The organism is Sphingomonas pokkalii (genome assembly GCF_003096275.1).
In the GTDB taxonomy this organism is placed as follows: domain Bacteria; phylum Pseudomonadota; class Alphaproteobacteria; order Sphingomonadales; family Sphingomonadaceae; genus Sphingomonas; species Sphingomonas pokkalii.
This window is the reverse complement of record NZ_QENQ01000001.1, coordinates 1,698,601-1,718,397: the sequence shown is the minus strand read 5'-3', so window position 1 is coordinate 1,718,397 and position 19,797 is coordinate 1,698,601. Positions and strand designations below refer to the sequence as shown.

General features: G+C 64.8%; 19 protein-coding genes. 11 read left to right on the top strand and 8 right to left on the bottom strand.

Annotated elements, in window-relative coordinates; genetic code table 11:
- Positions 1–51: 51 nt before the first annotated feature.
- The 4 genes from DD559_RS07785 to dapA all read right to left on the bottom strand — a co-directional run bounded on the left by DD559_RS07785 (position 52) and on the right by dapA (position 4,154).
- Complete coding sequence (locus DD559_RS07785; RefSeq protein WP_165831053.1) at positions 52–2,100, bottom strand: M13 family metallopeptidase; 2,049 nt, start codon at positions 2,098–2,100, stop codon at positions 52–54.
- A 75-nt stretch (positions 2,101–2,175) separates the two neighbouring features.
- Positions 2,176–2,721: a DUF2062 domain-containing protein gene (locus DD559_RS07780; RefSeq protein WP_116468679.1), complete on the bottom strand. Its 546-nt coding sequence runs from the start codon at positions 2,719–2,721 to the stop codon at positions 2,176–2,178.
- A gap of 1 nt (position 2,722) precedes the next feature.
- Positions 2,723–3,205 carry an SsrA-binding protein SmpB gene (gene smpB, locus DD559_RS07775; protein ID WP_116468678.1) on the bottom strand — a complete coding sequence of 161 codons (483 nt, stop codon included), beginning with the start codon at positions 3,203–3,205 and terminating at the stop codon, positions 2,723–2,725.
- Positions 3,206–3,272: 67 nt separating this feature from the next.
- Positions 3,273–4,154, bottom strand: coding sequence for a 4-hydroxy-tetrahydrodipicolinate synthase (dapA, locus tag DD559_RS07770; RefSeq protein ID WP_116468677.1), 882 nt, complete (start codon positions 4,152–4,154; stop codon positions 3,273–3,275).
- A 71-nt stretch (positions 4,155–4,225) separates the two neighbouring features.
- Between dapA and DD559_RS07765 the strand changes: the two genes are divergently transcribed.
- The 4 genes from DD559_RS07765 (at position 4,226) to DD559_RS20270 (ending at position 7,304) form a co-directional block, all read left to right on the top strand.
- A complete protein-coding gene (locus tag DD559_RS07765; RefSeq protein ID WP_116468676.1) occupies positions 4,226–6,217 on the top strand; it encodes a lytic transglycosylase domain-containing protein in 1,992 nt (663 codons plus the stop codon).
- 14 nt (positions 6,218–6,231) lie between these two features.
- A complete protein-coding gene (gene greB / locus DD559_RS07760; protein ID WP_116468675.1) occupies positions 6,232–6,711 on the top strand; it encodes a transcription elongation factor GreB in 480 nt (159 codons plus the stop codon).
- A 115-nt stretch (positions 6,712–6,826) separates the two neighbouring features.
- Complete coding sequence (locus DD559_RS07755; RefSeq protein ID WP_116468674.1) at positions 6,827–7,105, top strand: acylphosphatase; 279 nt, start codon at positions 6,827–6,829, stop codon at positions 7,103–7,105.
- Positions 7,106–7,169: 64 nt separating this feature from the next.
- The gene (locus tag DD559_RS20270; protein WP_276308176.1) at positions 7,170–7,304 is read left to right on the top strand and encodes a hypothetical protein; all 135 of its coding nucleotides are present in this window, start codon (positions 7,170–7,172) and stop codon (positions 7,302–7,304) included.
- A 75-nt stretch (positions 7,305–7,379) separates the two neighbouring features.
- Here DD559_RS20270 and ettA read toward each other — a convergent pair whose 3' ends face one another.
- Positions 7,380–9,059 (bottom strand): energy-dependent translational throttle protein EttA, encoded by a 1,680-nt coding sequence (gene ettA, locus DD559_RS07750; protein ID WP_116468673.1) that lies wholly within the window; start codon positions 9,057–9,059, stop codon positions 7,380–7,382.
- Positions 9,060–9,218: 159 nt separating this feature from the next.
- Entirely contained in the window at positions 9,219–11,747 is a 2,529-nt protein-coding gene (locus DD559_RS07745; RefSeq protein ID WP_165831051.1) for a TonB-dependent receptor, read from the bottom strand.
- A 270-nt stretch (positions 11,748–12,017) separates the two neighbouring features.
- Here DD559_RS07745 and DD559_RS07740 point away from each other — a divergent pair, with 270 nt between their 5' ends.
- Together DD559_RS07740 and DD559_RS07735 are read left to right on the top strand one after the other, a co-directional pair.
- On the top strand, positions 12,018–13,391 hold the full coding sequence (locus tag DD559_RS07740) for a M28 family peptidase (RefSeq protein ID WP_116468671.1): 1,374 nt from the start codon (positions 12,018–12,020) through the stop codon (positions 13,389–13,391).
- A 218-nt stretch (positions 13,392–13,609) separates the two neighbouring features.
- Complete coding sequence (locus tag DD559_RS07735) at positions 13,610–13,834, top strand: hypothetical protein (protein ID WP_116468670.1); 225 nt, start codon at positions 13,610–13,612, stop codon at positions 13,832–13,834.
- A 97-nt stretch (positions 13,835–13,931) separates the two neighbouring features.
- Here the strand turns inward: DD559_RS07735 and DD559_RS07730 are convergent, their stop codons facing one another.
- Entirely contained in the window at positions 13,932–14,519 is a 588-nt protein-coding gene (locus DD559_RS07730) for a helix-turn-helix domain-containing protein (RefSeq protein WP_206364474.1), read from the bottom strand.
- Positions 14,520–14,661: 142 nt separating this feature from the next.
- Here DD559_RS07730 and folE point away from each other — a divergent pair, with 142 nt between their 5' ends.
- From folE to DD559_RS07710, 4 genes are read left to right on the top strand one after another with little or no spacing between them, the layout of a single operon-like run.
- Entirely contained in the window at positions 14,662–15,276 is a 615-nt protein-coding gene (folE, locus tag DD559_RS07725; RefSeq protein WP_116468669.1) for a GTP cyclohydrolase I FolE, read from the top strand.
- A 14-nt stretch (positions 15,277–15,290) separates the two neighbouring features.
- Positions 15,291–16,238, top strand: a complete 948-nt coding sequence (locus DD559_RS07720; RefSeq protein WP_116468668.1) for an NAD(P)/FAD-dependent oxidoreductase — start codon at positions 15,291–15,293, stop codon at positions 16,236–16,238.
- Positions 16,239–16,277: 39 nt separating this feature from the next.
- A complete protein-coding gene (locus tag DD559_RS07715; RefSeq protein ID WP_116468667.1) occupies positions 16,278–16,655 on the top strand; it encodes a thiol-disulfide oxidoreductase DCC family protein in 378 nt (125 codons plus the stop codon).
- A complete protein-coding gene (locus DD559_RS07710) occupies positions 16,645–17,976 on the top strand; it encodes an ABC1 kinase family protein (RefSeq protein WP_116468666.1) in 1,332 nt (443 codons plus the stop codon). The genes DD559_RS07715 and DD559_RS07710 overlap by 11 nt, the downstream gene beginning before the upstream one ends.
- Here the strand turns inward: DD559_RS07710 and DD559_RS07705 are convergent.
- Positions 17,973–18,695 carry an SDR family NAD(P)-dependent oxidoreductase gene (locus DD559_RS07705; RefSeq protein WP_116468665.1) on the bottom strand — a complete coding sequence of 241 codons (723 nt, stop codon included), beginning with the start codon at positions 18,693–18,695 and terminating at the stop codon, positions 17,973–17,975. The genes DD559_RS07710 and DD559_RS07705 overlap by 4 nt on opposite strands.
- 168 nt (positions 18,696–18,863) lie before the next feature.
- On the opposite strand from DD559_RS07705, the gene DD559_RS07700 reads away from it, so the two are divergent.
- Positions 18,864–19,751, top strand: a complete 888-nt coding sequence (locus DD559_RS07700; protein ID WP_116468664.1) for a DUF481 domain-containing protein — start codon at positions 18,864–18,866, stop codon at positions 19,749–19,751.
- Positions 19,752–19,797 lie beyond the last annotated feature (46 nt).

Sequence of the window (19,797 nt, the reverse complement as noted above, 5' to 3'; positions counted from 1 at the left end):
AAGCATCCAAACGATCTCCTGCGGGACCGAGCCCGCAGGAGATCGGCTGGCTCACCAGATGCGAACCCGCTTCGCCGGTGCGAGGAACAGCTTGTCGGTCGCCCCGGGCTTGAAGGCACCGTACCAGGGATCGAGATTGCGAACGACCCAGGCGCGCTGTTCCGACGGCGAGTGCGGATCGGTCAGCAACCGCTGCCGCAGATTGGCTTCGCGATAGTTGCGGCGCCAGACCTGTGCCCAGCCGAGATAAAAGCGCTGATCGCCCGTCGTGCCGCCGATCACCGGCGCCGGCTTGCCGCCCAGCGACTTCACATAGGCGTCATGGGCCACCGACAGGCCGGCCAGGTCCGCGGTGTTCTCGCCGAGCGTCAGGCGGCCGTTCACATGCATCCCGGGCAGCGGCGTATAAGCATCATATTGTGCCGCCAGCGCATCGGTACGCGCCTTGAACGCAGCAACATCGGCGGGCGTCCACCAATCGGTCAGCCTGCCTTCCTTGTTGTACTTCGCACCCTGGTCGTCGAAATGGTGGCTCAGCTCATGGCCGATCACCGCGCCGATCCCGCCATAGTTCACCGCCGGATCGGCATTGGGATCGAAGAAGGGCGGCTGGAGGATCGCGGCCGGGAACACGATTTCGACCATGCCGAAATTGGCATAGGCGTTCACTTCCATGGGCGTCATGCCCCATTCCCAGCGCTGGAGCGGCTTGCCGAGATGGCCGACATTCTCGTCATGCTGCCACTGGTTGGAACGCAGCGCGTTGCCAAAGGCATCGCCGGCAACGATCCGCAGCGAGGAATAGTCGCGCCAGCGATCGGGATAGCCGATCTTGGGGGTGAAGGCGGCGAGCTTCTCATGTGCCTTCACCTTGGTTTCGGGCGACATCCAGTCGAGCTTGTCGATCCGCGCGTCCATCGCGGCGATGACGTTCTTCACCAGCGTGTCGGCCGCCGCTTTGGTCGCCGGCGGGAAATAGCGGGCGACATAGATCTTGCTCACTTCGTCCGAGAGCGCGCCGGTGGTAAAATCGACTGCCCGCTTCCAGCGCGCTTCCTGCTCCGGCGTACCGGACAGGACGGTTCCGTCAAAGGCGAAGACTTCCTTGTCGATCGCGCTCGGCAGCACGTCCGAGAAGGTAGAGAGCGAGCGCACGATCAACTGATCGCGCAGCACGCCGATCGGCGTCGACTGAACCAGCTTGGCGATACCGGCGACCGCGCTCGGCTGCGCAACGATCACGCTGTCGACTGGTGCGCCGATGCCCTTGAAGAAGGTCGCGAAATCGAATCCCGGCGCTTCCTGGGCGAGCTGCGCCAGCGTGCGCTTGTTATACGTCTTGTTGGCGTCACGACTGTCGGCGCGCGTCCAACTGACCCGTGCCACTTCTGTTTCGAATGCGACGATCGCCGCCGCGCGGGCTGCCGCGTCCGGCTCGCCGGCCAGCGTGAGCAGGTTGGTCAAGTGCTTGACATAGGCTGCCCGCGTTTCCGCCAGCTTGGCATCGGTGGACAGATAATAGTCGCGGTCCGGCATCCCCAGCCCGCTCTGGTACATGCTCAGCGCATAGACTTCGGGTTCCTTGTCGTCCTGGCCGACATAGGCACCGAACGGCACCTGCACGCCGTTGCGCGATGCCTGCGCATAGAGCGCTGGAAGCCCCGACGCTGCCTGCACCGCCTTGATCTGATCGATCCAGGGCTTGATCGGTGTCAGCCCCTTGGCCTCGATCGCCGCGGTGTCGAGATAGGTACCATAGGCTAGACCGATCTTGGAAGCGGGATCGCCCTTGGCTTCATCGAGGATCGCCTGGGTGCGCTGACGCGACAGGTCGGCGAGCACGTTGAACGCGCCATAGTTGGATTTGTCCGCCGGGATCGGCGTGTTCTTCGCCCATGTGCCATTGGCATAGGCGTAGAAATCTTCGCCCGGCTTGACGGAGCGATCCATGCCGGCGGTGTCGAAGCCATAGGTGCCGATTTCCGGCTTGTTCGCCTTCGCCGGTGCAGCCGGTTGCGGCGCGCTGTTCTGCCCTTGTGCGGCAGCCGCCAGCAGGACCGGCGCGGCAAGGATCGTGGTGGCGAGCAGAGAGAGACGCATTGTGAGACCTCATGCGAAAGATTATTTCACCGTATTAGGCGATCAATACGCATCGTCAATGCCACCGCGGCGGGGTTATCGGGTTGCCGATGCTTCCGCCCGCGCCGCCTTACGGCGGCGCCATTTCCCGGCGATCCATAGTCGCCATAACAACGCGCTGCCGAAATAACCCAGCACCGCCAGCGCGACCGTGATCGTCACCAACCCGGTGGCGGTCGCTGGGCCTGCGTCGTGCAGCAGCCAGTCGACCCAACCGGGCGTTGCCTCCACCACCTCTTTCGCGCCGCCCGGCCCCAACATCCAGCTGCCGAGCCAGTATGCAGCGATCCAGAGCGGTGGCGTAGTGAACGGGTTGGTGAAGAAGGTCGTCGCGGCGGCGGCCGGGATATTGGCACGCAGCGGCAGCGCGAGCACCGCCGAGGCCGGAATCTGCCCCATCGGCACCAGGATACCGGTCACCATCCCCAGTGCCACGCCGCGCGGGACCGATCGCCGGGTAAACCGCCACAGCGACGAATGCATCACCCGGCTCGCCACAGGGCGCAACCAGCGGTTGTTCTCGATCGAATCGCGGCTCGGCATCGCCTTGTTCACCATGCGACGCACACGATGACGCGGCATCTCAGCCCCGGTCCCTGAGGATGCGCGACTGTTCGCGCTTCCAATCCCGCTCCTTGATGGTCTCGCGCTTGTCATGCGTCTTCTTGCCCTTCGCCAGCGCCAGCTCCACCTTCGCGCGACCCTTGCCGTTGAAGTACACGGATAGCGGCACAAGCGTCATGCCTTCGCGTGCAACCGCTCCGTGCAGCTTGTTTATCTCACGCTCGTTGAGAAGCAATTTACGCGGGCGCTTGGGCTCATGGTTGAAGCGGTTGCCGTGGCTGAATTCGGGGATGTTGGCATTGACCAGCCACACCGCCTCATCCTTGATCTCGGCATAGGCCTCGGCAATCGAACCCTCGCCGAACCGTAGCGATTTTACCTCCGTGCCGGTGAGCACGAGACCGGCTTCATAGGTCTGTTCGATGAAGTAATCGAAGCGCGCGCGCCGGTTCTCGGCAACGGTCTTCACTTTCTCAAAGGGGGTAGGACGCGGACGGGCCATAAGGCCGTGGGATGTAGGGATGCAGAGCCCGGAGCGCCAGCCGTTTGTTGGCGCTCCGGCGCAAACCTCAAAGCAAGCCGGCGACCGCCAGCGCCTCGTCCACGGCCTTGCGGCTCGCCTCGCCGGCCTCGGTCATCGGCAGGCGCAATTCCTGCGGGAAGCCGGGACGAACGCGACCCACCGCGTATTTCACCGGCCCCGGCGACGCATCGGTGAACATCGCGATATGGAGCGGATAGAGCTTGTCGTGCAGGGCCAGCGCCATTGCGGTGTCGCCGGCTGCCCAGGCCGCCTGAAACGCCGCGCAAAGCTTCGGTGCGACGTTCGCCGTCACCGAGATGCAGCCCACCCCGCCCATCGCGTTGAAGGCGAGCGCCGTCTCGTCATTGCCGGACAGCTGAACGAAACCAGCGCCGCAGCCGGCGCGCTGTTCGGAAACGCGGCTCAGGTTGCCGGTCGCGTCCTTCACGCCGACGAAGGTCTCGGGAAACGCCTTCACGATCCGCGCCATGGTCGCGGGCTGGATATCGGTCACCGTGCGGCCGGGCACATTGTACAGCACGATCGGCAGGTCGCTGGCTTCCGCCACCGCCGCGAAGTGGCGGAAAATGCCTTCCTGGCTCGGACGGTTGTAATAAGGCGGCACCATCAGCGCGGCGTCGGCGCCTGCGTCCTTGGCTGCCTGGACATTGTCGATCGCCACCTTGGTGTCGTTCGAGCCCGCCCCGGCGAGGATCTTCACCCGGCCTTTCGCCTGATCGGCACATACCCGCACGATGTGGAAATGCTCGTCCTTGGGCATGGTCGCGGCCTCGCCGGTGGTGCCGCAGGGCACCAGCGCGGCGGAGCCTTCGCCGATCTGCCATTCCACGAGCGCGCGGAAATCCTCCTCCGCGAACGCGCCGTTGCGGAACGGCGTCACCAGCGCGGGGATCGATCCTGAAAACATCGCGCGGAATCATCCTCTTTTTCGGTAGAAACGGGGTGGCAGATACGGCGCGATGTCCTATCATGTCCAGCATGGTCGGTACGGTAATCAAAGGCGCGTTGTTGTTCGCCGGGATTTCGGGACTGGTCGCCTCCTCGCAGGTGCCGCCTGCGACGCTGGCGGCGCTGACAGGCGGGCTCATGCCCCAGGCGCAGGCCCAATATGATCCGGTGGGAACGGCGCTCGTCGAATGGAAGCGGCTCCAGCAATCCGACAACTATCCGTTTTCGGATTATGCCAACTTCCTTCTCGCCCATCCCGGCTGGCCCGGCGAGAAGAGCCGGCGCGCTGCTGCGGAGACCATTCTGGATAGCGGCGCCAGCTATCCCGACCTCGCCATCCGGTTCTTCACGCGCTTTCCCCCGATCACTCCTGCGGGCCGGCTTCGTTATGCCGAAGCGCTCGCCGCCAGCGGCCGTCGCGCCGAGGCGGAGGATCAGGCCCGCCGCGCCTGGCGCGCCGGCATCCTGCGGGTCGGCGACGAAAGCCGCCTGCTCGCCGGCTTCGGTTCGGCCTTGCTGCCCGCCGATCATGACGCGCGCGAGGACATGCTGCTCTGGCAAGGCGCAACGAGCATCGCGATACGGCAACTGCCCTACACCTCCCCTGCCCGCCGCCCGTTGTTCGAGGCGCGGATCGCCTTTCGAACCAACAGCGCCGATGTCACGGCAAAGGCGGCGTTGGCCGGCACGCTGGGGCAAAGCGATCCCGGCTACATCGCTGATCGCGCGCGCTGGCTGCGGGAAACGGGCCAGTCTCCGGCGATGCGCGCCTATCTCGCCCAGCCGCGGCGGCTTTCCGGCTATCCGGGCGATGCCGAAAAATTCTACGAAGTCCTGCTGTCCGCCGCGCGCGGGGCGGCGACGGACGGCCAGTACGACCTGGCGTTCCGCATCGCCTCCCAGGTCGATGATGCCCTGCCCGCAGGCATCGATATCAGCGACCTCTCGCTTGGCGTTCGCGACGATTACACCAGCCTAACCTGGCTGGCGGGCACGGTCGCGCTCTACAATCTCGGTCGGCCGAGCGATGCGATCGGCATGTTCGATCGCTATGGTCGCGGGTCGAAGACGCCGCAGACGCAGTCCAAGGGCTTGTACTGGGCGGGCCGCGCCGCAGAGGCCGCGGGCAATCAGGCGCTGGCCCGAAGCTATTACGCGCGTGCCGGCGGTTTCCCCGATCTATTCTATGGCCAGCTTGCCGTCGAGCGGATGGGGCAGCCCTTGCGCGGGCCCCGCGACCTGAGCGGCAAGACCGCCACGCCCACCGCCCGCGACGCCTTTTACCGGCTCGAGATCGTCCGTGCGGCGCAATTGCTCGGTTCGATGGGCAATCGCGGCGACCAGAGCGTGTTCCTGCGCCAGATCGCGGAGGCAGCGACCACCGACGACGACCACTTGCTCGCAGCGGAGCTGAGCCGTACGCTTGGCCGCCCGGACCTGGGCGTGATGGTCGGGCGCAGCGCGCTCCAGAACGGGCTGTCGGACTATAGCGCGGCGGGCTATCCTTCGGTGAAGGTGCCCGAGGGGCAGCGCGACTATTGGACGATCATCCACGCCATCGCCCGGCAGGAAAGCCAGTTCAACAAGGACGCAGTGAGCCGCGCCGGCGCGCGTGGGCTGATGCAGTTGATGCCGGGCACGGCACGCGAAACCGCTGGCAAGCTCGGCATGGGATATGATGCCGGCGCGCTCAACGCCGATACCGATTACAACATCCAGCTCGGCTCCAGCTATTTCCAGCGGATGCTATCCTATTATGGCGGCAGCTATCCGCTCGCCGTGGCGGCGTATAATGCAGGTCCCGGCAATGTGAACAAATGGATTGCGGCCTATGGCGATCCCCGCCTGCCGGGCGGCGATGTCGTGCGCTGGATCGAGCAGATTCCGATCTTCGAGACCAAGAACTATGTCCAGCGCGTGCTGGAGAATGCGGTGGTCTATGATCTGATGAACCGGTCCTATGCGCGCAGCCCCGGGCCGGCGAACCTCAGCTGGTATCTGGGCAAGAACCGGCCGGGCTGATAGCGCACGGCCTGATGAACGATCGCCCGAACTATATCACGCCCGCAGGCTATGCTGCGCTCAAGGCCGAATATGACCAGCTGTTCGCCGAGGAACGGCCCAAGCTGGTCGATACCATCGCCTGGGCGGCGGGCAATGGCGACCGCTCGGAGAATGGCGACTATATCTATGGCCGCAAGCGATTGCGCGAGATCGATCGCCGGCTGGGCTTCCTCGCCAAGCGGATGAAGGCGGCCAAAGTGATCGATCCCACTCGTCAGGAAGATCGCAGCGGCGTTTTCTTCGGCGCGACAGTGACGATCGCCGATGAAGACGACCATCAGCGCGTCCTCACCCTGGTCGGCGACGACGAGGCCGATGCCGGCAAGGGCCTGGTCGGCTGGAATGCGCCGCTGGCCCGCGCGCTGCGCGGTGCGCGGATCGGCGATCTGCGCCGCGTGACCCTACCCGCCGGCGAGCGCGAATATGAAGTGGTCGCGATCACCTATCCCTGACGCGCCGGGAACTGCCGAAGTTGCGGCGGGCCGTTCCCTTGCACCGGTGCCCATCCGTCCCATACTGCTACAGATGGGAAGCGCCCGGATCATCGGGCAAGGGTGAAGGGAGCCTATGGCGCAGCAGCGAATTCTTGTTTCGGGACGGGTGCAGGGTGTCGGCTATCGCGACTGGGTCGTGCGGACCGCACAGCGGAGCGGGCTGACCGGCTGGGTACGCAATCTGAAGGACGGTCGCGTCGAAATCGTCGCATCCGGGGACGAAGCAGCACTTGGTCATCTGGTAGAAGCGTGCCGTGAAGGCCCGCCCCTCGCCCGGGTGGAACATGTCGATAGTGACGCCGTGCCAGAAGATCGATCGCACAAAGGCTTTACGAAGCGGTTCACCGCCTGAATCTCTGGCTTTTTTTACTGCAGGCGATGCTGCGCTGGAACGCAGTTCGACCAATCTCGCCTTTTTGCGCTATAGGATAAGCGGGGCGATCAACGCCAGCCAGGCAAGCATCGCATTCGCGTTCGGCGCGGGCCGCCACCTGCAACTCGATACCGGCGTCGTCGCCGCCCTGAACGCGCGCAGCGACATGCAGGTCTAGCTCGGCTTCGCGCCGGCGTTGTGGACCGCATTCCCCCGCCTGCTCCCTTAGCGGTGCAGGCAGGGGAGATTCCGGTCAGCGCGTCAGCTTCTTATAGGCCAGCGCGGTGGGACGATCGGCGGCATCACCCAGGCGACGGCGCTTGTCTTCCTCATAGGCTTCGAAATTGCCTTCGAACCATTCGACATGGCTGTTGCCTTCGAAGGCGAGGATGTGGGTGGCCAGACGATCGAGGAAGAAGCGATCGTGGCTGATCACCACGGCGCAGCCCGCGAAATTCTCGATCGCCTCTTCCAGCGCGCCCAGCGTTTCCACGTCGAGGTCGTTGGTCGGTTCGTCGAGCAGCAGCACGTTGCCGCCGCGCTTCAGCATCTTGGCGATGTTGACGCGGTTGCGTTCACCGCCCGAAAGCTTGCCGACGATCTTCTGCTGATCCGCGCCCTTGAAGTTGAACGCGCCGACATAGGCGCGCGTCGACATGTCGTGGCCGTTGACCTTCATATAGTCGAGGCCGTCCGAGATTTCCTGCCAGACATTCTTGCTGTCGTCGAGGTGGTCGCGGCTCTGGTCGACATAGCCGAGGCGCACGGTCGCGCCGATGTCGATCTCGCCCGTATCCGGGGTTTCCTGGCCGGTGATGATCTTGAACAGCGTCGACTTGCCGGCGCCGTTCGGCCCGATCACACCGACGATGCCGCCCGGCGGCAGCATGAACGAGAGATTCTCGAACAGCAGCTTGTCGCCGTACGCCTTGGAGATGTTCTTTGCCTCGATCACCTTGCCGCCCAGGCGCTCGGGCACCTGGATGACGATCTGGGCCTTGCCCGGCGTGCGGTTTTCCTGGCTGGCGACCAGTTCCTCGAACTTCTTGATACGCGCCTTGGACTTGGTCTGGCGGGCCTTCGCGCCCTGCCGGATCCACTCCAGCTCGTCCTTGATCGCCTTCTGGCGGCCGGTCGCCTCGCGGTCTTCCTGCTCGAGGCGCTTGGCCTTCTTTTCGAGATAGGTCGAGTAGTTGCCCTCGTACGGGAAATACTTGCCGCGGTCGATCTCGAGGATCCAGCCCACCACATTGTCGAGGAAATAGCGGTCGTGGGTGATCATCAGCACCGCGCCGGCATATTCCTTCAGGTGGTTTTCCAGCCAGTTGACGCTTTCGGCATCGAGGTGGTTGGTCGGTTCGTCGAGCAGCAGGATCGACGGTTTCTGGATCAGCAGGCGGGTGAGCGCGATGCGGCGCTTCTCACCGCCCGACAGGTTTTCGACCGACCAGTCGGACGGCGGGCAGCGCAGTGCCTCCATCGCGATTTCGAGCTGGTTGTCGAGGCTCCAGCCGTCGACCGCGTCGATCTTGGCCTGAAGGTCGCCCATCTCCTCCATCAGCGCGTCGAAATCGGTGTCGTCCTTGGGATCGCCCATCTCGGCCGAAATGGCGTTGAAGCGATCGACCATGTCCGCGACTTCGCGCGCGCCGTCCTTGACGTTTTCGAGCACGGTCTTGGTCGGATCGAGCTGCGGTTCCTGCGGCAGATAGCCGACGGTGATGTTCTCGCCCGGCCACGCCTCGCCCGAGAAATCCTTGTCGATGCCGGCCATGATCTTCATCAGCGTCGACTTGCCGGCGCCGTTCGGGCCGACGATGCCGATCTTCGCGCCCTGATAGAATTGCAGGTTGATGTTGCTCAGCACCGGCTTGGGGGCGCCGGGGAAGGTCTTGGTCATGTCCTTCATGACGAAGGCGTATTGCGCAGCCACGGTGGCGGATCTCCGTTGCGAAATTCTGGATGCTGGAAAGTCCTGGGGCATGTAGCGATGCCGCCGCCGCTTGGCAACGCGGGGCGCACGCAACAACGAAGACGCCCCCGCCGGATCGATCCGGCGGGGGCGTCCCCGGGGTGCTCTTTGTGAAGGGTGTCAGAAGTTGAAGCGCACCGCCGCGGCAACCGTACGCCCGTTCATCACGCGGGCGCTGACGATGCCGTCCGCAGGGATGCTACCCTGCGTAACTTCGGTCACGCCCAGCGCGTTGAACAGGTTGCTGCCGTTGACCGACAGGGTAATCCGGTCGACCGGACGATATTCAACAAATGCGTTGACCGTGGTGAATGCCGGCATCTTCAGCTTGTTGACGTCCTGCGCATAGCTGGAGGCGGTATAGACCACCGACGAACCGAAGCTGACCGGACCGAGATCCACGACCGGCATCGCCTGCACGATCAGCTTCGGCTGGTGGCGCGGCGCGTTGCCGGCCAGTGCCGCATTGGTGCTGTCGCTCTTGATTTCGGCATGGGTGTAGGTCGCACCCACGTTCAGGCTGAAGGGGCCGTGCTGATAGCTGCCCTCGAACTCCGCACCATAGGCACGATAGCTGCGGTTGAACGGCACGAGCGTGAGGACGCCGTTGGCATCGGCGTTGACCTGATAATTCTGTTCCGCCGTGTTGGCGACGAAGCCGGTCAGGTTCAACGTCAGCGCGTCCGTACGATATTTCACGCCCGCTTCCGCCTGGCGGACCGGGTTATAGGTATCGCGGCTGTTCGCCGGCTTGCCGGTTACCGCATTGATCGTCGGCGTGAAGTAGATCGAGTCGGCCAGGGCGCGGGCACCCTTGCTGTAGCGGGCGAACGCCGCGAAACTCTGCGAGATGCGGAAATTCACGCCGAACGAATAGCTGAAAAAATGGTAGGCGTAATCCACCGGGCCGGGCTGGTCGCCCTGGATACCGTCGGCCACCTGTTCCGGCGGCGTGATCACGCCGTCGCCATTAACGTCGAACGGGCGCCAGCGCGTCCGGTTGCCACCGAGTTCGATGCCGTAGCGCTGCCCCTTCACCTTGCCGCTGTCGTAGCGCAGGCTGCCGCCGATCGACAGCCGCCCCGTGTGGAAGTTAACCGATCCATAGGGCGCGGTGATGTCGTAATCGACATCGGCATAGCGGTTTCCCGCGGCCGTCAGCGGCCACACGCTGTATGCCGCAATGCCGCCGTCGGTCAGTTTCGTGCCGCCGGCCGTGCGCAAGTCGAGAAGCGCCGAATTGGGTCCGGCGAAATCCTGATAGCCGGTATCCATCGCGAGCAGGGTCGTGAAGTTCTGGAGCGACTTGTACACGCCACCCGTCACCGTCAGATCGCCGCCGCCGATCTTCCACACCCGCGATCCACGGAAGTCGTTGACGAAATAGTTGGCTTTCGGGCTGCCCAGCGTGTTGAAGGCGGTAAAGGCCGCCAACCCGTTCCCGTTCAGGCTCGCCGGATTGGTGATCGCCTGGCCCGCATTGGGCCCGCTGGCATAGGAGAATGTCGCACCGGGCCCACCGAACATGGCGGCCAACGCACCGGCCGACGTGACGATGAGGGGCTGGGAGCCACCGATGGCGTTGGAGATGTCGCTGTATCGCGTCCGGTTTACGAAAGTCCAAGACGCGATGTCGAACTTCGCTTCCATACCCAAAGACTTAGACTTGGCACGCCAGGCTTGCGAAAGCGGGCTGCGGATGACCTTGGGGTCGATTCCCACACCCGAAACTATCGGCAGGTTCTTCGAGATGGTGTTGTTCACTCGCGGATCGAAATTGGCGATCGGCGTATAGGTAGGATCGGCATCGCTACCGGTGACGCGCATCGGCCCCGGCGTATAATAGGCCTGCCGATCGTCCAGCAGCTTCGCATAGACGCGGACATAGCCGTTGGCGAATTCACGCGTGACGTTCAGCTTGACCTGACCGCCGTGGAACGATCCGGCTCCTGGATCCCGCGTTCCCGCGCCGCTGCGATAATAGCCGCCAATGTGAAAGCGCAGGTTGCTCGAAAGGCGACCGCCATATTCGAAATCGCCGCGGGTGATGTCATAATCGACCAGCCCGGTGCTGAGCTGGATCGAGCCCCCTTCCTCCTCCCCGGTCTTCGAGATGAAGTTGATCACACCGCCCGGCGAGTTGGACGCGAACGTGGACGCCGACCCGCCGCGGATCGATTCGATTCGGGCGAGGTTGAGGTCCGGCCGGACGAGCATGTCGTTCGTCAAGTTCGACAGATCGCCGAATTCGAGGACGGGCAAGCCGTCTTCCTGGAATTGCAGCCATTTGGAGCCGGTGCCCGCGAGCGGCAAGCCGCGGATCGTGTAATTGGCATAGCCGCCATTTCCCACGTCCTCGACGCGGATGCCGGGAACCGTGCGCAATATTTCGCCGAGCGAGCGGGCACCGATTTGCTCGATGCGGTCTTCGCCGATCGCGCTGGTCGAGATGGCGCTGTCCAGCAGATCGCGGCCCTTGGCGACCCCCGTGGAGAACACTGCCTTGTTCGGCTTGGTGGCAGGCGTCGTCTGCTGGTCGCCGGCATCTGCATGTGTAGCGCCGCCGACGGGCGTTGAACCGTCCGGCCCGGCGAAGGCGGGTCCGGCGAAAACGAGGCACGCAATCGAAGTCATGAGCGCGATTTTCATCGGCATCCTCCCTACAAAAATATGCATTTGCGCTATTGTAGAGATGCTTTGCGTAGCTCGACTTTCCAAATTCTGCTTTTGACCTTCCGGAAAAATACTGATTAGTGCATCTCCGGTGGTGCCGCGTTAAGAACGATCATTCAGGCCAAAATTGCGGAAACCGTTCCTTCAGAAGATTTTGTGACGACTGGCTTAGACTTTTCCGGACACCCGGCGGCGGCTGCACGGACGCCCATTGCAATTGCCCGGTTGCCGGTTAGCATCTGCAGCATGACCAAGCGCCTCCTGCTCGCGGCAGCTGCCGCCTTCGCCCTGCCCTTTCCCGCTCTCGCGCAGACTGCCGCCCAGGTGGCGAGCGTGCGCGATGCCGCGATGCGGGATGAGGTGGCCTGGAATGTCGTGGAAGGCCTCACCACCGAAGTCGGCCAGCGCCTCGCCGCCACCGAGGCGGAGGCGCGTGCGCGTGCATGGGCCGTCAAGACGCTGACCGCGCTGGGTTTCAAGAACGTGCATATCGAGACCTATCGCATGCCGGTGTGGGTGCGCGGCGCCGAGACCGCCGAAGTACTGGGCAGCGCGGCCCAGAAGCTTGCCATCGCGGCACTGGGCTATTCCGGTTCCACCGGCGTGCAGCCGCTGGAAGCCGAGATCGCCTATTTCCCCTCCCTCGCCGATCTCCAGGCGGCGCCCACCGGCAGCCTCAAGGGCAAGATCGCCTTCATCGATCACGCGATGGTGCCGACCCAGGATGGCTCGCAATATGGCTATTACGGCGCCGTTCGCCGCGCCGGGCCGAGCATCGCTGCCACCAAAGGCGCAGCGGCAGTGCTGATCCGTTCGATCGGCACCGATCATCACCGTAATCCACACACCGGCGTCACCACCTGGGCCCAAGGCGTCTCGCCGATCCCAGCGGCGGCGCTTTCCGTTCCCGATGCCGAACAGCTGGTAAGACTGGTGAAGCGCGGTCCGGTGAAGCTGCGTCTCGCCATCACCCCCCAGTTCAAGGGCGAAGCGGAGTCAGGCAATGTGATTGCCGACATTCCCGGCAGCGATCCCAACGCGGGCATTATCGTCGTGGGCGGCCATCTCGACAGCTGGGACCTCGGCACCGGCGCGATCGATGACGGTGCCGGCGTCGCGATCACCACTGCCGCGGCACTCCATGCCGCCAAGCTCGGCCAGCCGCGGCGCACGATACGCGTCGTCTGGTTCGGTGCGGAGGAAGTCGGCGGCTTCGGCGGCGAGGCCTATGCCAAGGCCCATGCCGGCGAGCGGCATGTGCTGGCGATGGAATCGGATTTCGGCGCCGATCGCGTATGGAAGTTCGAAACCAACCTTCCGTCCGGCGCCAAGGGCATCGCGGACCGGCTGGAAACCGCGCTCTACCCGATCGGTATCGAACGCGGCCGCGAAGCCGCACATGGCGGCACCGATGTCGAACCGATCCTCCGCGGCGGCGTCGGCACGATCGGCATGGCGCAGTCCGGGATCCGCTATTTCGATCTGCACCACACGCCCGACGATACGCTCGACAAGATCGACCCCGAGCAATTGCGGCAGAATGTCGCCGCCTGGGCGGCGATGCTCGCCATCACCGCGAACGCGCCGGAAGATATCGGGCCGGTCAGCGCCGAGCACTGATCGTCGGGAGGCGCGGGTCCCCCATGCCCGCGCCCTTCGAGACGAGATCTGCGTTCCTGCACCGGGCGCCCGCCCCCGCCGAAATGGGGCGAAATCATGGCAATAACGCCCGGCGCGAACACATTTCCAATTGACGGGTTGGCTGGCACAGCCCATGCATCTCGCTGGATGGCCGATTGGGCCGCAAGCGAAACGATTGAAGAGATGGGAGCACCCCGATGACGAAGCTTCGCCTGATGGCCGCGGCAGTCGCGCTGATGCCGCTCGCAGCGTGCGGCGCCGGCGAGAGCAATGTGGCGGATAGCTCGAACTATTCGCCTGAGGCCAACGCCATGATCTATCAGGACGAAGCGGACAACGCCGCCAACGCGCAGGCCGATGCGCTGATCGGGAACGCAACCGACAGCGCGGGCGACGACGTGGCGGCGGGCAACGGCAACTGATCCCGCAGCAGTCGGTACCACCGGCAGACGAAAGGGCGCGTCCTGCGGGAGGCGCCCTTTTTCGTTTGCGTGCCCCCATCGGCACGCGGCGCGCGGTTCAATAGCCGGCTTCGATCGCCATCCGCACGGCATCAGCCGCAGTGCGCACGCCAAGTGCCCGGAACATCGCCGCCCGGTGCATCTTGATGGTCCGTTCCGTCAGGCCGAGGTCATAGGCGATCTGCTTGTTGAGCTTCCCGGCCGCCATGGCGATCAGCACGGCGCGCTGGCGCGGCGAAAGCCCGTCGATCTTGTCGCGCGCGATGGTCGCGCGATGGGCTGTACCCTCGGCCGGCCCCTCCACTTCCATCTGCGAACCGAGGAAGTATTCGAGTTCGCCGTCCTCGCCGAAAATCGGTGCGACCAGCACGGCGTTGCGGAACGGGGTCCCGTTCTTCTTGTAGTTCAGGATCTCGACCATGACCGGGCGCTTCTCCCGCACGCCCGCGCTCAAGGCATCGCTCAGCCAGGGTTCGGTCTTGTCGCCGGAAAGGAACCGGCAGTTCCGGCCGATGATTTCCTCCCGACGATAGCCGGTTAGCGCAATGAAGGCCTCATTGCAGTCGATAATGGGATTGTCCGGTAGCCTCGGGTCACTGAGCACCGCGGCAACGGCGCTGCCTGCGATCATATCCGTAAGGGGCATTGCTCCGCCTTCTGCATCTATAGGGTAGCGCAAACGCGCATACCCTTTTGTCCATGTTCCGGGTTTCCGCCCGGTTCCTCATCAGGAGGACGCTCGATGCCGGCTTCCCAGACAACCGCCGGTGTAACAAAAGGTAGGCCCAATGAACTTCTTCTGCAACGATTTAGAAGGGGCCGAACTTGATCAAGGCGCCGAATTGGTGCCGGACGAGGTGCAGGAAGCCGTGCGAACGTTGCTACGCTGGGTCGGCGAAAATCCGGAGCGCGAGGGGCTACGCGATACGCCGCGGCGCTATGCCAAAGCCTGGCTGGAATATTGCCAGGGATATGAAGAGGATCCGGGTGCGCACCTGGCCCGTACCTTTGAAGAAGTGGCGGGCTATGACGAGATCGTCTTGCTGAAGGACATTCCGTTCCACTCGCATTGCGAGCACCATTTGGCCCCGATCACCGGCAAGGCATCGATCGCCTATCTGCCGAAGAACCGGGTGGTCGGCATATCGAAGCTGGCGCGGGTGCTGCACGGCTATGCACGGCGCCTGCAGATCCAGGAACGACTGACGGCGGAAGTGGCTCAGGCAATCTGGGATCATCTCCAGCCGGCCGGCGTGGCCGTGGTGATCGAGGCGCAACATGGTTGCATGACCGGACGTGGCGTGAAGACGCCGGGCGTCGGCATGGTCACCAGCCGCCTGCGCGGCTGCTTCCTGGACGACAAGAGCAGTCGCGCGGAGATACTCTCCCTCATGGGTTACTGAGCGAGCGCGCGGCGATGGACATCGTGATCCTTGGTGCCGGCGTCGCCGGTCTGGCCTGCGCGGATGCACTGCACTCCGCGGGCCATCAGGTGACCTTGTTCGACAAGGCGCGCGGTCCGGGTGGGCGCATGTCCACCCGCCGCGTCGAGCTCGACGGCGATAAATTGCAGTTCGATCACGGCGCGCAGTATTTCACGGTGCGGGATGAACGGTTTCGACGGCAGGTCAGCGCCTGGCACGCGCTCGGCGTCGCCAGCCCCTGGCATGCCGCAGGCGAAGATGCCTGGGTGGGAACGCCGGCGATGAATGCCCCGGTCCGGCATATGGCCTCGGCCCATCATGTGCATTTCGGGCATCATGCCATGGCGCTTTCCAGGAGCGCGCAGGGGTGGCGCGTGCGCCTGCAGGAAAGCGAGCACGGACCATATGATGCGGCGATCGTGGCGCTGCCGGCGGAACAGGCTGCTGCCTTTCTCGGCGCACATGATCTTCGCATGGCCGCCCATGCCATGGCAGCGCGATCCCAGCCATGCTGGACGGCGATGATCGCTTTTGACGATCGCCTGCCGGTGGCGGCGGATTGCATCCGTCAACAGGGCATTATCGGCTGGGCGGCGCGGGATGGTGCCAAGCCCGGTCGTGATGGGAGCGAAGCCTGGGTGGTGCAGGCGCATGGTTCGTGGTCGGCCCTGCATCTGGAAGATGCCGGCGATGCGGTGGGCGAGGCACTGCTCCAGGCGTTGCTCTCGCACGCGGAAGGCCCCTTGCCGTCGATCCGCTACATTGCCACCCACCGCTGGCGCTTTGCGATGACTCCGGGCACGGATACCGGTGCCTTGTGGAACGAACAGTTGCGGCTCGGCGCGTGCGGCGATTGGCTGCAAGGGCCACGCGTGGAGCTTGCCTGGCTGTCCGGCCATCGGCTCGGCGCGATGATCGGTACCGCCGCAGCCGCTGCCTGAGCCGGGCTTTGCGGGCCCGTTGTTGAGGATTGCGTGCCGATGGCAGATCAGAATGTGCTCACGGTCTGGTATGATGGTGGGTGTCCGCTCTGCACGCGCGAGATTGCGTTGATGCGCCGTCTCGACACGCGGCACCGATTGCGCTTCGTCGATGTCGGGGACGAGCGGAGCCGTTGCCCGATCGATCGCCGCGACCTCCTCGCCCGCTTCCATGTCAGCGATGCGCAGGGGCGGTTCCACAGTGGTGCTGCGGCGTTCGCGGCCATGTGGCGCGCGATCCCCCTTTTGCGGCCACTCGGGCTCGCGGCCCGACTGCCGGGGATGCTCTGGCTGCTCGAACGGCTCTATCGTGGCTTCCTACGCGTTCGGCCAAGATTGCAGCGATGGCTGCGGGAAGGAAATCGACATGGCCGATGATCGAACGGGCGAACCGCGCGCGCGCGCGGTACCCAAGAGCCGGCTTTCGCGCCTTGGCGTGATGGGGCGGTTGGCAGGCAGCGTCGCCGGCAATGTGCTCGCGGAAGGTGCGAAGCGGATCGTCGCAGGCGAGCGACCGCAATTGCGCGATCTGGTGCTGACGCCCGGCAATGCCGCACGCGCGGCGGAGCAGCTTTCGCAGCTTCGCGGTGCCGCGATGAAGCTCGGCCAGATGATCTCGCTCGATGCGGGGGACGTGCTGCCGGAGGAGCTGACGCAGATCCTGGCCCGGCTGCGCGACCGTGCGCATCACATGCCCCCGGCCCAGCTCCAGCAGGTGCTCGCGCGCGAATGGGGCGGCGACTGGCGGCGGCGCTTCGCGCTGTTCGAAGCCCAGCCGATCGCGGCGGCATCGATCGGCCAGGTCCACCGGGCCCGCCTGCCGGACGGCCGGACGGTGGCGATCAAGGTGCAATATCCCGGCGTCCGCCAGAGCATCGATGCGGATGTGGACAATGTCGCGGCCCTGCTTCGTCTTTCGGGTCTGTTGCCGAAGGGGCTCGATATCGCGCCGCTGCTCGCGGAGGCGAAGCGCCAGTTGCACGACGAGGCCGATTATAGGCGCGAAGCGGCGATGATGACGCGCTACGCTGATCACTTGGCCGGGGACGACCGCTATCTGGTCCCGCGTCCGATCGCGGAATTCTCGACCGAGAATGTCCTGGCGATGGACTATATCGCGGCCCGGCCGATCGAAGTGCTGGAGCCCGAGCCCCAGGAAATCCGCGATCGCGTGACGACGGCACTAATCGATCTGGTGCTGCGCGAACTGTTCGAATTCGCCTTCATCCAGACCGATCCCAACTTCGCCAATTATCGCTATCAGCCCGAAACGGGCCGGCTGGTACTGCTCGATTTCGGCGCCGCGATGCCGGTTCCACCATCCTTGTCCGTGGGATACCGCCTTCTCTTGCGTTCTGGTCTTAATGCGGACAGGGCCGGCGTCCGCGCGGCGGCGCTGGATCTGGGGTTCTTCAGTCCGGCAGCCCTCGCCCGTCACCCCCAAGCGATCGCTCGGATGATCGGGCTGATCCTCGCGCAGACGGACCGGGCCGCGGACTTCGACTTCGCCGATCGCGGTTTCCTCCAGGCGGTTCGCGGCGAGGGCATGACGATGGTGGAGGACCGCGCGATTTGGCATATCCCGCCCGCGGACACCTTGTTCGTGCAGCGCAAGGTCAGCGGCATGGCGCTGCTCGCGGCGCGGCTGCGGGCACGGGTAAAGCTGCGTGCGCTCGTCGCCGAAAGGCTTGGCCTTTAGTAGGGGATCCGGGTGCCGTCCCAGGCGAAGAACCCACCCGAATCCTCCGGAGTCAGCCGCTCCAATACGCGGCGCAGCTGACGGGCGCTGGTTTCGCTAGAGAACAGCCGTTCGGCGGGGACCCCGCGCTGGAAGGGGGCGGACAGGTCGGTTTTGACGGTGCCGGGGTGCAGCCCCGCGACGATCGCGTGCGGATGCGTTCGGCGCAGTTCGACCGCCAGGGTGGCCAGCAGCATGTTCAATGCCGCCTTGGACGCGCGATAGCTGTGCCAGCCGCCCAACCGGTTATCGGCGATGGAGCCGACGCGGGCGGAAAGCGCTGCGAAGACCGCACGCCGATCGCGCGCCAGCAGCGGCAAGAAATGGCGAGCGATCAGCGCCGGGCCGATCGTGTTCACCTGAAACATCTCCGCCATCGCGGCCGCATCAAGCGCGCGGTAGCTCTTTTCCGGCATCGGCCCGCCCGGCCGGTGCAACATCCCCGTCGCGACGAGCACCAGGTCGAGGGCGCCATCCTCCCCCACGCGCTGCGCCGCTGCGGCGATACTGGCCGCATCGGCAAGGTCGAACGCGAACGGCACGATCCCCGGCAGGTCCTGGACCGCCCCGCGCCGACTGCCGGCATAGATTTGCTCGACCGACGGATCGGCAGCCAGCTGCGCCACCAGCGCTGCACCGATTCCCCCGGAGGCGCCAAGCACCACCACACGCTGCCCCATCCACCCAGCCTCCTTCGCCGCGCCGACTTCTCTCGGCGCACGGGGGCTGCCCGGCAAGCTGTCCCGGCGGACGGTTGCGCCGTCCGGACGCAACAACTCGGCTCATCCGGTGCGCAGTTGCGGCGCGCTGCCCTTTTTGCGCCGGAAATCTTTGTCTAGGGCAAGGATATGCGCGCCCTGCTTCTCGCCCTCCCCCTGCTGCTCGCCAATACCGACGATCCCACGATCCCGGCATCGATCAAGGCGATGCTCGATGCTGCGATGAGCACCGGCAACGAAGCGGACGTGTCGGTGATCGTCAAATATGCGCGCGTTGCCGATCCGGCGAGCGCTCCACTGGTCGCCCGCATCGCCAGCGACTGGCGCAGCAAACGCCGCGAAGTCGCGCAACAGGCCTTGCGCGAAGCCACCTTCCTCGATCTTGTGAAGGGCCATATCGAGCTTGGCGGCTACGTGACTACCGGCAACTCGCAGAATATCGGCGTGACCGCCGTTGCCGAGGTGAAGCGCGAAGGCATCGAATGGCGCCACAAGGTGCGCGCACAGGCCGATTATCAGGAAAGCCTGGGGCTCACCACGCGCGAGCGCTATCTCTTCGCCTATGAGCCGAACTGGAAGTTCGACAGCCGCGCCTATCTCTACGGTGCCGCGCAATATGAAAGCGATCGCTTCTCCGGCTTCAGCGATCGTATCTCACTGTCCAGCGGTGCCGGCTATTCGGCGATCAAATCCTCGGCGATCCGGCTCGATCTCGAACTCGGCCCGGCCTATCGGTACACACGCTTCATCGGCGCGCCGACCGAAAACAACATCGCCGCCCGCGGATCGCTCGATCTCGGCTGGAAGCTCTCGCGCGGGATGACGATCACCCAGACGGCATCGGCCTATCTGGAAAAGGACAACAGCACCGTTTCCACCAAATCGGCGCTGCTCGCCCGCCTGATCGGCCCGCTTTCGGCGCAGTTCAGCTACACCGTCCAGTATGAAAGCGCGCCGCCGCTCGGCCGATTGAGCACCGATACCACCAGCCGGGCTGCGCTCGTCGTCGATTTCTGAGAGTTTATGGTCGGGGGTGTTCAGGTTCCCGCTTCCGGGCTACCAC

Excerpts from the sequence above, each read along its gene's own strand:
- DD559_RS07785 (WP_165831053.1), bottom strand. The coding sequence starts at position 2,100 with ATGCGTCTCTCTCTGCTCGCCACCACGATCCTTGCCGCGCCGGTCCTG.
- DD559_RS07780 (WP_116468679.1), bottom strand. The coding sequence starts at position 2,721 with ATGCCGCGTCATCGTGTGCGTCGCATGGTGAACAAGGCGATGCCGAGC.
- smpB (WP_116468678.1), bottom strand. The coding sequence starts at position 3,205 with ATGGCCCGTCCGCGTCCTACCCCCTTTGAGAAAGTGAAGACCGTTGCC.
- dapA (WP_116468677.1), bottom strand. The coding sequence starts at position 4,154 with ATGTTTTCAGGATCGATCCCCGCGCTGGTGACGCCGTTCCGCAACGGC.
- DD559_RS07765 (WP_116468676.1), top strand. The coding sequence starts at position 4,226 with ATGGTCGGTACGGTAATCAAAGGCGCGTTGTTGTTCGCCGGGATTTCG.
- greB (WP_116468675.1), top strand. The coding sequence starts at position 6,232 with ATGAACGATCGCCCGAACTATATCACGCCCGCAGGCTATGCTGCGCTC.
- DD559_RS07755 (WP_116468674.1), top strand. The coding sequence starts at position 6,827 with ATGGCGCAGCAGCGAATTCTTGTTTCGGGACGGGTGCAGGGTGTCGGC.
- DD559_RS07745 (WP_165831051.1), bottom strand. The coding sequence starts at position 11,747 with ATGAAAATCGCGCTCATGACTTCGATTGCGTGCCTCGTTTTCGCCGGA.
- DD559_RS07740 (WP_116468671.1), top strand. The coding sequence starts at position 12,018 with ATGACCAAGCGCCTCCTGCTCGCGGCAGCTGCCGCCTTCGCCCTGCCC.
- DD559_RS07735 (WP_116468670.1), top strand. The coding sequence starts at position 13,610 with ATGACGAAGCTTCGCCTGATGGCCGCGGCAGTCGCGCTGATGCCGCTC.
- DD559_RS07730 (WP_206364474.1), bottom strand. The coding sequence starts at position 14,519 with ATGCCCCTTACGGATATGATCGCAGGCAGCGCCGTTGCCGCGGTGCTC.
- folE (WP_116468669.1), top strand. The coding sequence starts at position 14,662 with ATGAACTTCTTCTGCAACGATTTAGAAGGGGCCGAACTTGATCAAGGC.
- DD559_RS07720 (WP_116468668.1), top strand. The coding sequence starts at position 15,291 with ATGGACATCGTGATCCTTGGTGCCGGCGTCGCCGGTCTGGCCTGCGCG.
- DD559_RS07715 (WP_116468667.1), top strand. The coding sequence starts at position 16,278 with ATGGCAGATCAGAATGTGCTCACGGTCTGGTATGATGGTGGGTGTCCG.
- DD559_RS07710 (WP_116468666.1), top strand. The coding sequence starts at position 16,645 with ATGGCCGATGATCGAACGGGCGAACCGCGCGCGCGCGCGGTACCCAAG.
- DD559_RS07705 (WP_116468665.1), bottom strand. The coding sequence starts at position 18,695 with ATGGGGCAGCGTGTGGTGGTGCTTGGCGCCTCCGGGGGAATCGGTGCA.
- DD559_RS07700 (WP_116468664.1), top strand. The coding sequence starts at position 18,864 with ATGCGCGCCCTGCTTCTCGCCCTCCCCCTGCTGCTCGCCAATACCGAC.